14 protein-coding genes and 3 tRNA genes are annotated in these 12,794 nt (G+C 73.4%); 6 read left to right on the top strand and 11 right to left on the bottom strand.

From position 1 onward, the window contains the following. The 8 genes from E1283_RS38890 to E1283_RS20325 form a co-directional block, all read right to left on the bottom strand. Window positions 1–245, bottom strand: a 245-nt coding sequence (locus E1283_RS38890; protein ID WP_243744975.1) for a beta-ketoacyl synthase N-terminal-like domain-containing protein, incomplete at its 3' end; no start/stop codon positions are given. A 21-nt stretch (window positions 246–266) separates the two neighbouring features. Then, window positions 267–872, bottom strand: a complete 606-nt coding sequence (locus tag E1283_RS20355; RefSeq protein WP_132819535.1) for a response regulator transcription factor — start codon at window positions 870–872, stop codon at window positions 267–269. Continuing rightward, window positions 869–2,104: a sensor histidine kinase gene (locus tag E1283_RS38885; RefSeq protein WP_243744974.1), complete on the bottom strand. Its 1,236-nt coding sequence runs from the start codon at window positions 2,102–2,104 to the stop codon at window positions 869–871. Before E1283_RS38885 ends, E1283_RS20355 begins: the two co-directional genes overlap by 4 nt. Before the next feature lie 26 nt (window positions 2,105–2,130). Beyond that, window positions 2,131–2,946 carry an ABC transporter permease gene (locus tag E1283_RS20345; RefSeq protein WP_132819534.1) on the bottom strand — a complete coding sequence of 272 codons (816 nt, stop codon included), beginning with the start codon at window positions 2,944–2,946 and terminating at the stop codon, window positions 2,131–2,133. After that, window positions 2,943–3,851 (bottom strand): ABC transporter ATP-binding protein, encoded by a 909-nt coding sequence (locus E1283_RS20340; RefSeq protein ID WP_132819533.1) that lies wholly within the window; start codon window positions 3,849–3,851, stop codon window positions 2,943–2,945. Before E1283_RS20340 ends, E1283_RS20345 begins: the two co-directional genes overlap by 4 nt. A 164-nt stretch (window positions 3,852–4,015) precedes the next feature. Beyond that, window positions 4,016–4,088, bottom strand: a tRNA-Gly gene (locus E1283_RS20335). Window positions 4,089–4,135: 47 nt separating this feature from the next. After that, window positions 4,136–4,207: transfer RNA gene (locus tag E1283_RS20330), tRNA-Gly, on the bottom strand. 105 nt (window positions 4,208–4,312) lie between these two features. Then, window positions 4,313–4,642 (bottom strand): histone-like nucleoid-structuring protein Lsr2, encoded by a 330-nt coding sequence (locus tag E1283_RS20325; RefSeq protein ID WP_132819532.1) that lies wholly within the window; start codon window positions 4,640–4,642, stop codon window positions 4,313–4,315. A 312-nt stretch (window positions 4,643–4,954) separates the two neighbouring features. Between E1283_RS20325 and purS the strand changes: the two genes are divergently transcribed. The 4 genes from purS (at window position 4,955) to E1283_RS20305 (ending at window position 8,373) form a co-directional block, all read left to right on the top strand. Then, complete coding sequence (purS, locus tag E1283_RS20320; RefSeq protein WP_132819531.1) at window positions 4,955–5,227, top strand: phosphoribosylformylglycinamidine synthase subunit PurS; 273 nt, start codon at window positions 4,955–4,957, stop codon at window positions 5,225–5,227. Continuing rightward, window positions 5,224–5,898 (top strand): phosphoribosylformylglycinamidine synthase subunit PurQ, encoded by a 675-nt coding sequence (gene purQ, locus E1283_RS20315; RefSeq protein WP_132819530.1) that lies wholly within the window; start codon window positions 5,224–5,226, stop codon window positions 5,896–5,898. The genes purS and purQ overlap by 4 nt, the downstream gene beginning before the upstream one ends. Then, window positions 5,898–8,174 (top strand): phosphoribosylformylglycinamidine synthase subunit PurL, encoded by a 2,277-nt coding sequence (purL, locus tag E1283_RS20310; RefSeq protein ID WP_132819529.1) that lies wholly within the window; start codon window positions 5,898–5,900, stop codon window positions 8,172–8,174. Before purQ ends, purL begins: the two co-directional genes overlap by 1 nt. 124 nt (window positions 8,175–8,298) lie before the next feature. Continuing rightward, a tRNA-Gly gene (locus E1283_RS20305) sits at window positions 8,299–8,373 on the top strand. 4 nt (window positions 8,374–8,377) lie between these two features. On the opposite strand, the gene E1283_RS20300 is transcribed toward E1283_RS20305, so the two are convergent. Then, window positions 8,378–9,301 (bottom strand): NAD-dependent epimerase/dehydratase family protein, encoded by a 924-nt coding sequence (locus E1283_RS20300; RefSeq protein WP_132819528.1) that lies wholly within the window; start codon window positions 9,299–9,301, stop codon window positions 8,378–8,380. A gap of 128 nt (window positions 9,302–9,429) precedes the next feature. Here E1283_RS20300 and E1283_RS20295 point away from each other — a divergent pair, with 128 nt between their 5' ends. Beyond that, window positions 9,430–10,407: a GlxA family transcriptional regulator gene (locus E1283_RS20295; protein ID WP_132819527.1), complete on the top strand. Its 978-nt coding sequence runs from the start codon at window positions 9,430–9,432 to the stop codon at window positions 10,405–10,407. Between the two features lie 41 nt (window positions 10,408–10,448). Next, window positions 10,449–11,207 carry a class I SAM-dependent methyltransferase gene (locus tag E1283_RS20290; protein WP_243744973.1) on the top strand — a complete coding sequence of 253 codons (759 nt, stop codon included), beginning with the start codon at window positions 10,449–10,451 and terminating at the stop codon, window positions 11,205–11,207. On the opposite strand, the gene E1283_RS20285 is transcribed toward E1283_RS20290, so the two are convergent. Further along, on the bottom strand, window positions 11,194–11,970 hold the full coding sequence (locus tag E1283_RS20285; RefSeq protein ID WP_132819525.1) for an SDR family NAD(P)-dependent oxidoreductase: 777 nt from the start codon (window positions 11,968–11,970) through the stop codon (window positions 11,194–11,196). The two genes, E1283_RS20290 and E1283_RS20285, sit on opposite strands and share 14 nt — an antisense overlap. A 157-nt stretch (window positions 11,971–12,127) precedes the next feature. Next, window positions 12,128–12,550 (bottom strand): hypothetical protein, encoded by a 423-nt coding sequence (locus E1283_RS38185; protein ID WP_207930468.1) that lies wholly within the window; start codon window positions 12,548–12,550, stop codon window positions 12,128–12,130. Between the last annotated feature and the right edge of the window lie 244 nt (window positions 12,551–12,794).

The following is a 12,794-nucleotide window of genomic DNA, read 5'->3' as shown; positions in this document are numbered from 1 at the left end:
TCGTGGCAGTGGTGCACGCCGCCGGCGAGCATCAGGTCGCAGCGGCCGGTGGCGAGTTCGCGGACGGCGTGGTCGACGGCGACCAGCGAGGAGGCGCAGGCGGCATCCACCGTGTAGGCGGGGCCGCCGGGGCCGCCGGAGCGGCCCGGGCCCACGGAGGGCGCGGGCCCGGCACCCGGCTTCGCCGGGGCCGCCGGCCTGGCCGGCCCGGCCAGGGCTCGGCATCCGCGAGGTCGGGTGGCCATGCCCCCGCCAGGGGGCCCGGGCTACAGCCAGCCGCGTTCGCGGGCGAGGCGGACCGCCGTGTGGCGGTTCTCGGCGCCGAGTTTGGTGGCGGCGGCCGACAGGTAGTTGCGGACGGTGCCGGGGGCCAGGCCGGCGCGGACCGCGATCTCGGCGATCGGGGCGCCGTCGGCGGCCAGTTCGAGGACCTCGGCCTCCCGCTCGGTCAGCGGCGAGTCGCCGGCGCTGATCGCGTCCGCCGCGAGCTCGGGGTCGACGTAGCGGTTGCCCGCGTGCACGGTGCGGATGATCTCCGCGAGCCGGGACGCCGACACCGTCTTCGGCAGGAAGCCCCGCACCCCGGCGGCGAGCGCCCGCTTCAGATGGCCGGGGCGGGCGTGGCCGGTGACGATCAGCGTGACGCACTCCGGGACCTCGCGGCGCAGCGCCCCGGCCACGGCCAGCCCGTCCGCTCCCGGCATCGCCAGGTCGAGGACCGCCACGTCCGGCCGGTGGGCCCTGGCCATCGCCAGCGCCTCGGGGCCGGTGGCCGCCTCGGCCACCACGGCCAGGTCGTCCTCGAGACCGAGCAGCGCGGCCAACGCGCCTCTGATGAGGTGTTCGTCGTCCGCCAGCAGCAGTCGGATCACGCGTCGCCCCCCAGCCGTACCTCGGCCGTCAGCCGGAACGAGCCGCCCGCGTCGGCCGCCGTCGTCAGCGAGCCGCCGAGCGCCGCGAGCCGCTCCCGCAGCCCGGCGAGACCCGACCCCGCCCCCAGGGCGGGGCTCCGCGCGCCGTTGTTCTCCATGACGAGCACCACCCTGCCCGGCGCCGACCGCCGCAGCCGCACGGCGCACCGGTCCGCGTCGGCGTGCCGCAGCACGTTGGTGGTGCCCTCCCGCACCACCCAGCCGAGCGCCGACTGCACCTGGGCCGGCAGCCCGGACGACGCGCTGTCCTCGATGTGGCAGCTGATGCCGGCCGCCTCCAGCACCCCCCGGGCGCCGGCCAACTCCGCGTGCAGATCGGCCGCCCGATAGCCCCGCACCACTTCCCGCATCTCCGCCTGTGACTCCCGGGCTATTCGCTGGACCTCGGTCATCTGGGCCACCATCTGGTCGGCCACGGCCTCCGACCCCGCCGGGCCGCGCCGCGCGAGCCGCACCGCGAGCTCGCTCTTGAGCGCGATCACCGACAGGTTCCGCCCCAGCACGTCGTGCAGGTCGCGGCCGAACCGCAGCCGCTCCTCAGCCACCGCGAGCCTGGCCTCCGTCTCCCGGGCGGCGTCGAGCCGGTGCATCACCCGCAGCGTCCACGCGGAGGTGCGGTGCAGGGCCCCCATCAGCACCGCGCCCGCGGCGGTCGCCGCCACCACGATGACGACCGCGACGGCCGTGGCCCCCAGCGCCGCGCCCCCGAGGCCCACCGCCACCACCGGCAGCGCCGCGACGCGCAGCCCCTGCCTGATCGGCAGCGCCATCGCCACCGGGGCCGCGGAGTAGACGGCCAGGTAGACGGGGATCGTGCTGCTCTCCTTCGGCAGCCCGCCCACCGCCATGGTGACGAACACCGCGGCCATCCCGGCGAGCGTCAGCGCCGTGTAGCCGAGGAGCAGCCGGTCGGGGCGGGGGCCGGCGCCGAGATAGGCCCGCAGCGCGGCCCCGTTCGCCACCACGCTGGCCGCGACATGGGCCGTGCCCACCAGGCCGGCGACCGCCAGGCCCCACACGGCGCTCTCCTCGGCGTCCCGCGCCATGCCGAACACGATCAGCGCCGCCTCGGCCGCGCAGAACGCGTACAGCGACGCCGCCGTGTACAGGTGGACCCGCTTCAGCTGGCTGGCCCGGCGCGACGACTCCCACCAGCCGAACCAACGCACCACGCACCTCCTCGGAACTCTCGGGATGCCTACCGCCGAGGCTCCCAGTAGAACCACCGTCGCACAGCGAGCACCGAGAGCACCGTCCAGGCCAGGGCGCCCGCCACCGCGCTGATCAACTCGCCGGCGCTCAGGCCGCCGAGCCAGCCGCCGGAGACGAGCCGCATCACCCCGGTGACCGGCAGCAGTTCCAGGAAGCTGGCCACCCGGTCAGGAAACACCTCGAGCGGCACCGTGAGACCGGAACCGAAGAGCGAGATGAACAGCAGTGGCGTCCCGGTGATCTGCGCGCTCTCCACCGTCCTGGTCAGCCCGGCGGTGGCCAGTGCGAGCGCGCTCAGCAGCACCACGCCGAGCAGCACCCCGAGCAGCAACACCAAGGGAGAGGCGGGCGCCCGGACGTCGAGCAGCAGGGTGCCCGCGGTCACCAGCACCACGCACTGCGCCAGGGCCAGCACCACAGAAGGCAGCGCGGCACCCGCCAGGATCTCCAGATCCCGCAGTTCCCCGGCACGCAGCCGCTTGAGCACCCGCTCCTCGCGACGCGTCACATAGACCGGCAGCACCCCCAGATAGACGACGATGAGCAGCACCGAGCCGATCCCGCCGGTCAGCACCGCGTCGGCGCGGCTCAGCGAGGTGTCGTCGAGGTCGATGAGCCGCGACGACGAGTACGAGCTGCCCACCATCACCAGCGGCAACAGCAGCGCCACGAACGCGGCCGAGCGGTTGCGCATCAGCAGCGTGAGCTCCATCCGGGCCAGCGCCCGCACCCGCTGCCAGCCGGTGCTGCCCCCGGCGTCAGGGCCGCTTCCCCGGGCCGCCGATACCTGCACCGTGCTCATGCCACGACCTCCCGCACCGACTCGTTCCCCCGGGCGGCTATGCCGAGGAAGACCTCCTCCAACGTGGCCGACCGCGCGTCGAGGGCGGCCAGCTCGATCCCCTGGTCCCGGGCCCACAGCAGCAGCTCGGTCAGCGAGCGCTGCATCTCCCGCGTCTCCACCAGCACCCTGCCCCCCTCGCCGGCCACCGCCGGCACCGGCAGCGCCCCGATCGGGACCCCGGCCGGCAGCCCGAACCTGATCCGGGCCGGCTGTTCGGCCATCACCTCGGCCGGCGTGCCGGAGACCACGATCCGGCCCTCGTTCATGATCGCCAGCTGGTCGGCCAGCTCCTCGGCCTCCTCCAGGTAGTGCGTGGTCAGCAGCACCGTGACGCCCTCGTCCCGCAGGACCCGGACCAACTCCCAGGCGTCCCTCCGCGCCTGGGGGTCGAATCCGGTGGTCGGCTCGTCGAGGAACAGCACCTCGGGCCGCCCCGTCAGCGCGAGCGCCAGGTCGAGCCGCCGCCGCTCGCCGCCGGAGAGCTGCTTGACCCGCACATCGGCCCGCCGGCCGAGGCCCACCAGCGACAGGGACTCGACGACCGGCCTGGCGCGGGTCGTGCACCCCGCCCACATCCGCGCCGTCTCGCCGACGGTCAGCTCGGCCGGGAAGCCCCCCTCCTGGAGCATCAACCCGATCCGCGGCCGCACCGCGAAGCGGTCCAGATACGGATCGTGCCCGAGGACCCGCACCTGCCCGCCGTCCGCCGGGGCGAGGCCCTCGAGCAGCTCCACCGTCGACGTCTTCCCGGCGCCGTTCGTCCCCAACAGGGCGAACACCTCGCCGCGCCGCACCGTGAAGTCGAGGCCGCGCACGGCCTCGTGGTCCCCGTAGCGGCGGCGCAGCCCATTCACTTCGATCACGTTCTCCGTCACGGTTCCAGGCTCGCCGCCGGCCCACCCCACCGGTACTGCCGGACGTCAGGACTTCCACCTGACAAATGTCAGGTCGGAACCGACCGCGCACCCGACGAAAGTAAGGAAACGCGACGAAGGGCCCGGTCTTGGAAGACCGGGCCCTTCACATGAGCGGACGACGAGATTCGAACTCGCGACCCTCACCTTGGCAAGGTGATGCTCTACCAACTGAGCCACGTCCGCATGTGCCCACCACTGTACCCCATCCAGAGGACCGGTCCAGCGGTCAGAGCGGGTGACAGGAATCGCACACTGCGCCTCCCCCTTGGAAAGGGGGTGTTCTGCTACTGAACTACACCCGCGCGACCTGGGGTTGGGAGCCTCTCCGGCTCCGCTCCCTGCGGCGCGCTCCAGACTCTAGCCGACCACCCCGGGTTCATGGCAAGTCGGCTCAATGGCCCGACGCCTCAATGCCCCGAAGAGTGCGCCTCGTTGAACGCGTCGTACACCTTGCGCGGGATCCGGCCGCGGGCCGGCACGTCGAAGCCGTTGGAGTCGGCCCAGGCCCGCACCGTCTTGGGGTCGGGCGCCACGGCGGTGTGGTGGAAGGCTTTGCCGGACTTCGCGCGCTTACGTCCGGCTTCCACATACGGGGCGAGCGTGGTCCGCAGCTTCTCCGCGTTGTCGGTGCTGAGGTCGATCTCGTAGCTCTTCCCGTCGAGGCCGAAGGCAATCGTTTCGGACGCTTCGCCGCCGTCGATGTCGTCGGCGAGTGTGACCACTACACGCTGTGCCACGAATATCGGTCCTTTCGGGAGCGGCGGCCCGGCCCGGTGCCGCCCGCTCTCCCAGTAGATCGCGAGCGAGGGTTCTTTAATTTGTACTGGATCGGCATGCTAATGCGAAGAGGGCGAATTCGGCATCACGTCGTGATCGCATCCCATGCCGCACGGGGACCCTACGTTTTCCTTCAGGTTTCCCGGAAGGGTTTCCGGGCTCGATACCTTAACGTGACCGAAGCGCACCTATCTACCCGGGTAGATTTCCCCGCCCGGTAGGCTGAGCGAAGCGTCATGCACACCATCACCGCACCATCACCGGGAGTACCAGTGGCTCGCGTCGTAGTCGACGTCATGCTCAAGCCGGAGATCCTCGACCCCCAAGGCCAGGCGGTTCAGCGGGCCCTCCCGCGCCTCGGATTCGAGGGCGTGGCCGACGTCCGCCAGGGCAAGCGCTTCGAGCTCGAGCTGGCCGGGCCGGTCGACGAGGCGGCCCTGGAGCGGGTCCGTGAGATGGCCCGCACGTTTCTCGCCAACACCGTGATCGAGGACTTCCGCGTCCGGGTGGCGGAGGAAGTCGAGGAAGAAGGTGTCGGCCGGTGACAACTCGTGTAGGAGTCGTCACATTTCCCGGCTCTCTCGACGACCGTGACGCGGCCCGCGCGGTAAAGCTCGCAGGTGCCGAGCCGGTCGCGCTCTGGCACGGCGACAAAGACCTCCGCCAGGTGGACGCCGTGATCCTTCCGGGCGGTTTCTCCTATGGCGACTATCTTCGGTGCGGTGCGATCGCCCGATTCTCGCCCGTGATGGAAACGATCGTCGAGCAGGCCAGGGCGGGGCTGCCCGTGCTCGGCATCTGCAACGGTTTCCAGGTGCTGTGCGAATCACATCTGCTGCCCGGTGCGCTGACCCGCAATGATCATCTGCACTTCATCTGCCGCGACCAGCGGCTTCGCGTGGAGAACGCCGACACCGCCTGGACCGCCGACTTCGCCGCCGGCCAGGAGATCACCGTCCCGCTGAAGAACGGCGAGGGCGGCTACGTCGCCGACGAGCGCACCCTGGACGAGCTGGAGGCCGAGGGCCGGGTGGTCTTCCGCTACCTGGACGTCAACCCCAACGGCTCCCGCCGCGACATCGCCGGGATCACCAACGCCGCCGGCAACGTCGTCGGCCTGATGCCCCACCCCGAGCACGCCGTGGAGGCCCTCACCGGCCCGACCACGGACGGCCTGGGGTTCTTCACCTCGGTCCTGAGGAAGCTGGTCGCCTGATGTCCCCGACTTCCCACGCCCGCCCGCAGCTCGACACCGTCAAGCACGCCGCCGAGACCCCCGACACCCCGCTGCCGTGGGCCGAACTCGGCCTCAAGCAGGACGAGTACGAGCGGATCACGCAGATCCTCGACCGCCGCCCGACCGGCGCCGAGCTCGCCATGTACTCGGTGATGTGGTCCGAGCACTGCTCCTACAAGTCGAGCAAGGTCCACCTGCGCCAGTTCGGCGAGAAGGCCCCGGCCAGCGACGCGCTGCTGGTCGGCATCGGCGAGAACGCCGGCGTCGTCGACGTCGGCCAGGGCTACGCCGTCACCTTCAAGGTCGAGTCGCACAACCACCCGTCCTACATCGAGCCCTACCAGGGCGCGGCCACCGGCGTGGGCGGCATCGTCCGCGACATCCTCGCCATGGGCGCCCGCCCCGTCGCCGTGATGGACCCGCTGCGGTTCGGCGCCGCCGACCACCCCGACACCCACCGGGTGCTGCCCGGCGTGGTCGCCGGCATCGGCGGCTACGGCAACTGCCTCGGCCTGCCCAACATCGGCGGGGAGGTCGTCTTCGACTCCTGCTACCAGGGCAACCCGCTGGTCAACGCGCTGTGCGTGGGCGTGATGCGGCACGAGGACATCCACCTCGCCAAGGCCACGGGCCCCGGCAACCGGGTCATCCTCTACGGCGCCCGCACCGGCGGCGACGGCATCGGCGGCGTCTCCGTGCTCGCCTCCGAGACCTTCGACGACAGTGGGAAGCCCGCCAAGCGCCCCGCCGTCCAGGTCGGCGACCCGTTCCAGGAGAAGCTGCTCATCGAGTGCACCCTGGAGATCTTCGCCGAGGGCCTGGTCGCCGGCATCCAGGACCTGGGCGGCGCCGGCCTGTCCTGCGCCACCTCCGAGCTGGCCTCGGCCGGCTCGGGCGGCATGCGGATCGACCTCGACACCGTGCCGCTCCGCGACGCCTCGCTCTCCCCCGAGGAGATCCTGATGAGCGAGTCGCAGGAGCGGATGTGCGCGGTCGTCACGCCGGAGAACGAGGCGCGCTTCCTGGAGATCTGCGCCAAGTGGGACGTGATCGCCACCGTCATCGGCGAGGTCACCGAAGGCGACCGGCTGGAGATCTTCTGGCGCGGCGAGCAGATCGTGGACGTGCCGCCGCGCACCGTCGCCCACGAGGGCCCGGTCTACCAGCGCCCGTTCGCCCGCCCCGACTGGCAGGACGCGCTCCAGGCGGACGACGCGGGCGCGCTGCCCCGCCCGCGGACGGCCGACGAACTGCGCGCGCAGGTGCTGCGGCTGGTCGGCTCGCCGAACCAGGCCGACAAGTCCTGGATCACCGACCAGTACGACCGCTACGTGCTCGGCAACACCGTCCTGGCCCAGCCCGAGGACGGCGGCATGATCCGGATCGACGAGGACACCAACCTCGGCGTCGCGCTCGCCACCGACGGCAACGGCCGGTACGCCAAGCTCGACCCGTACGCGGGCGCGCAGCTCGCCCTGGCCGAGGCCTACCGCAACGTGGCCGCCACCGGCGCCCGGCCGCTGGCCGTGACCGACTGCCTCAACTTCGGCTCGCCCGAGGACCCGGCCGTGATGTGGCAGTTCGCCGAGGCCACCCGTGGGCTGGCCGACGCCTGCCAGACGCTGGGCACCCCGGTCACCGGCGGCAACGTCTCGCTCTACAACCAGACCGGCGAGGTCGCCATCCACCCCACCCCGGTGGTCGGCGTGCTCGGCGTGATCGACGACGTCACCCGCCGCACGCCGATGGCGTTCACCGAGCCGGGCCAGCTGATCTACCTGCTCGGCGACACGGCCGAGGAGTTCGGCGGCTCGGCCTGGTCCCAGGTGGTGCACGACCACCTCGGCGGCCGGCCGCCGCGCGTCGACCTGGCGGCGGAGCGGCTGCTCGCCGAGATCCTGATCGCCGCCTCCCGGGACGGCATGGTCGACGCGGCCCACGACCTCTCGGACGGCGGCCTGATCCAGGCCGTCACCGAGTCCTGCGTGCGCGGCGGCCTCGGCGCCAGGCTCGTCGTGCCGGACGGTCTCGACCCGTTCACCTTCCTGTTCTCCGAGTCCACGGCGCGCGCCGTGGTGGCGGTGCCGCGCAGCGAGGAGACCCGGTTCACCGACATGTGCGTGGCCCGCTCCCAGCCGGTCACCAGGATCGGCGTGATCGACGGGGACGCGATCGAACTCCAGGGCCGGTTCGCCATCCCGCTGGCCGAGCTCCGCGAGGCCGGCGAGCGCACCCTGCGGGCGCTGTTCGCCTGACGTCCGTCGGCGGGCCGGGCGCGACAAGCCCGGCCCGCCGCTCGTTTTGGTGAACTCTCCATGATCGGCTAGAGTCTGAGGCACGAGGTCGGAGGGCAGGCCGAAAGGCTCAACTCCCCATCGTGCGGGTGTAGTTCAGTAGTAGAACACCCCCTTTCCAAGGGGGAGGCGCAGTGTGCGATCCCTGTCACCCGCTCCAGAGTTCAACCCTTCAGGCCAGCAGCCTCGCGCAACACGTCGTCGAGGGGGCTGGCCTTTGTGCCGAACACCTTCTCGATCCGTGACGCGTCGAGGGTGAACGGCCGGTGCGACAGGTGCGCCGTCTCCTCCACTTCGCCCCAGAGCGGATCCGTCAGGGCGAGCGTCGCCAGCTCCCGGTCGCTCAGCGTCGCCAGCCGGGGCTCCGGCGCCCCCGCCAACTCGGCCAGCCGGCCGGCCACCTCCCGCACCGAGGCGTTGATCGCCGGCGCGTGCCACGGCCGCCCCCAGGAGCGGTCGTCCCGCGCCACCGCCACCAGGGCCCGCGCCACGTCGTCGGTGGCCGCGTAGCCGTGCGGCGTGTCCAACTCCTGGGGAGTCAGGGCCAGCCGCCCGGCCAGCACCTGCGCCTGCACCGTGAGGGTGAACACCGACAGCACACCCGCGCCCAGGAACTGGCCGGCCCGCACCTCCGTCGCCCGCACCCGCCCCGCCGCGTGCGCCTCGGCCGCCTCCTCCCACATACGTGCGCGCACCCGGCCCTTGGGGCCGGTCGCGTCGAGGGGGTGCTCCTCGGTGAGGGGCCCGTCCACCGGGCCGTAGCCGTAGACGTTGCCGAGCATCACATAGTCGGCCCCGCTCCGCTCGGCCGCCGCGAGGATCGCCCGGTAGAGCGGCGGGACCGTGGTCGGCCAGGTGTGATACGGCGTGATCGCGCAGTTGAACACGGTGTCCGCGCCCTCGGCCAGCCGGGCGAGCCGGTCCGCGTCGGCCGGGTCGCCCGCGTCGAGCGCGATCCGCTCGACCAGCGGGTGCTCGGGGCCGCCGCCACTCCTGGTGACGATCCGCACCCGCTCGCCGTCGTCCGCGAACAGCCGCGCCGCGGTCCTGGCCGCGGCGCCGGCTCCCACGATGACCCGCAGAGACATGCTTCCTCCCCTAGCCGTGCGCCCGTACGGCCGGGAACATCCGGTCCCCGGCGGGCGCTGTCCCACTGTGCGGGCCGCGACCTCGCGTCGGCAGGGCCCCGATCGCCGAGCCTCCGGAGGATCTGGCCATGCGACGGATCGCCTTCCTCGCCGTGCCGCCCGTCTTCGCGTACGACCTGTCCATCACCCAGATGCTGCTCGGCGCGGCCGAGTTGGCGGGTGGCCCGGCGTACCGCGTCACCACGCACACCGCCCGCCCCGGCCGGGTGGCGGCCGTCGGCGGGCCCGACATGCTCGTTCCCGACGGCCTGGCCGGGTTGGGCGCGCTGAGCGGGGGCGACACGGTCGTCGTCGTCGGCGGCGGCGCCCGGGAGGACGTCGCGCCGGCCGTGCTCGACGCGGTACGGCGGTCCGCCGACGCGGGCCGGCGGGTCGCCGCCATCTGCACCGGCACCTTCGTGCTGGGCCACGCCGGCCTGCTCGACGGGCGGCGCGCGACCACCCACTGGGGGCTCACCGACCAGCTCGCGCGCCGCTTCCCCGCGGTGACCGTGGAGCGTGACGCGCTCCACGTCGTGGACGGCCCGATCGTGACCTCGGCCGGCGCCGGCGCCGCCGTCGAGCTGTGCCTCCACCTCATCAGGACCGACCACGGCTCGGCGGTGGCCGCCGCGGCCGGCCGGCTGGCGGTCGTGGGCCCGCCGCGCCCGGGCGACCAGCCGCAGCTCGTCGGGACGCCGCTGCCCCACGTCCCGGAACGCTCGCTCGCCGACACCCGCGCCTGGGCGCTGCGCCGCCTCGACCGCCCGCTCGCCCTGGCGGACCTCGCCGCCCACGCCGGCGTCAGCACCCGCACCCTCACCCGCCGCTTCCACGCCGAGACCGGCCTCAGCCCGCTGCGCTGGCTGCTGCGCCAACGCGTCGACCGCGCCCGGCAGTTGCTGGAGACCACCGATCTGCCGATGGACCGCGTCGCCCACCACAGCGGCCTCGGCTCCGCCGACTCGCTGCGGCAGCACCTGGTGCGGGCGCTCGGCGTCACCCCCAGCGCGTACCGCGCCGCCGCGGGCGGAAACCGGGCGACGGTGGAGGGCGGGGCGTCATAGCCTGCCGCCCCATGACCGATCACCGGGATCACCTGGAACACGTGGCACGTAACCGTCACTACTGGGACGAGGTGGCCGCCGGCCACCACGGCCCGCTGGCCAGGGCCCAGTGGGCGCTGACCGAACCACGCTGGGGGCTGTGGGCCACGCCCGAGTCCGAGGCCCGGTTACTGCCGCCCGACCTGCCGGGCGCCCGGGTCGTCGAGCTGGGCTGCGGCACCGCCTACGTCTCCGCCTGGCTGGCCAGGGCCGGCGCGCGCCCGGTCGGGATCGACGTCTCCGCGTCCCAGCTGGCCACCGCCCGCGCGATGCAGGCCGAGTTCGGCCTCGACTTCCCCCTCGTCCTCGGCAGCGCCGAGGACGTCCCCTATCCGGACGACTCGTTCGACCTGGCCATCAGCGAGTTCGGCGCCTCCCTCTGGTGCGACCCGGACCGCTGGATCCCCGAGGCCGCCCGCCTGCTGCGCCCCGGCGGCCGGCTGGTCTTCTCGCGGTACGCGCCGCTGTACGCCCTCACCGTCTCGCCGGCCGGCAGCGCCACGACCACCCTGCACCACCCGCACTTCGGCGGCCTCGGCCGCATCGACCGGGGCGACCGCGTCGAGTTCGTCCCCTCCCACGGCGAGACGCTGCGGACGCTGCGGGCCAGCGGCTTCGTGGTCGAGGACCTGATCGAGATCCGGGCCCCGGCCCCGGCGCACCGGGAGTTCGACGAGGTGTCGTCGGAGTGGGCGCACCGCTGGCCGAGCGAGGAGATCTGGAAGGCGACGCTGGGGCCGGCACCCGTCAGCGCAGCGTGAGCACGTTCCCGGTGACGAGGTGGGCCTCGGGCGAGACGAGGAAGGCGATGGTCCGCGCCACCTCGGCCGGGTCCGCGACGTGGAAGTGGGTGGTGCTGGTGGCCACGAAGGCGCGGACCTCGTCGGTGATCCAGCCGGTGTCGGTCACCGGCGGGTGCACCACGTTGGCGGTGATGCCGAGTTCCGCCAACTCGGCGGCGGCGGACAGCGTGTAGTGGGTCTGGGCGGCCTTGGCCGCGCCGTACGACACCTCGCCGGGGAAGCCGAGCTCGCCGCCGCCGGACGTCAGCCCCACGATGCGCCCCCAGCGCGCGCCGCGCGCCCGGTGCCGGCGGGCCAGCTCGCCGATCAGCAGCGCCGGTGCCCGGGTGTCCACGGCGAACTGCCGCTGCCACGTGTCGGCCGTGACCGGCCGCAGTTCCCGCCCGAACCTGTCCTTCGGCTCCGGGGTGAAGGTGTCCTGGATCCAGCCCGACGCGTTGTTGACGAGGATGTCGACCGGTCCGAGCTCCGCCTCGGCGGCGTCGAAGATCGCGGCCGGCGCGTCGGGGTCGGTGAGGTCCGCCTCGAAACCGGCCGCCCGCCCGCCGGCCCGGCGGATCTCCTCGACCACCGCCTCACCCGGCCCGGTCCCGTCGAGGCGGAGGTAGCTCACCAGCACGGCGGCGCCCCGCGCGGCCACCTCGCGCGCCGTCGCCGCGCCGATCCCGTGGTTGGCGCCCGTCACGATCGCCACGTGCCCGTTCAGTGTTCCCTCTGGCATGCGGCCGATCCTCACAGACGACGGAGCGTCACCGCACCGGTTTTACCGTGCGGCTGGCGCGCGGCCCGTCGAGCCCCCGCGAGACGACCCTGCTGGGGGTGGTCCCGCTGCCGAGCGCGCCGCCGCCGATGACGATCGTGTGGAGGGGCCCTGGGCGTCAGAGGTGGATGCCGTCGGCGACGGAGGAGGTCGGCGTCGCGAGAATGGCGTCGAAGGCGTCGAGGGCGGGGGTGCTCAGGAAGGTGTTCTGCAGCCGGATGTGGTCGGGGCCGCCGCCGTCGGGTGTCTCGCGCCGTGCCCGGCGGAGGTCGGCGAGGGCGAGGCCGAGGTCGGCCATGGCGCGGAACTGGTAGTCCCCCTGGCAGGCGCCTTCGAGGCGGCGGAACGCGATGTCGTAGCTCTGCCGGTCGCTCCGGGAGACGTACAGCGGCTCGACGGCGCGGAACCGGATGAGCAGGCGCGTCAGAGCCGCGCTGAGGGCGTCCTGTTCGGCGGCGGCCAGGCGTGCCCAGGCGGGTGCGGCGTCGGCCGCCGAGCCGCCGGCGAACGACCCGGCGATCCGCGTCGTGGTCTCCAGCACCGGCAGGGTGTCGGGATCGACCGCGCGCAGGTTGTCGGCGACGGGGGCCAGGGCGGGCAGCAGGGAGCCGCCGGCCGCCGGGATGTCGGCGCCGGCGAACCGTACCGGCGTTCGCCGATCGCGACGACGCGCGCGTCGCCGACGACGTCGCGTAGCGGCTCCAGGTCGTCGAGCGCCGCGGCCGGGTCGTGTTCGGTGAGCGGGACGGCGGCGTCGCGCAGCCAGTCGGTGAACGGGCGGGGGC

This window comes from Streptomyces hainanensis (assembly GCF_004348415.1).
Classification (GTDB): domain Bacteria; phylum Actinomycetota; class Actinomycetes; order Streptomycetales; family Streptomycetaceae; genus Streptomyces; species Streptomyces hainanensis.
Note: the sequence above shows the minus strand (reverse complement) of the source record. Positions and strands in the feature narration are given on the sequence as shown.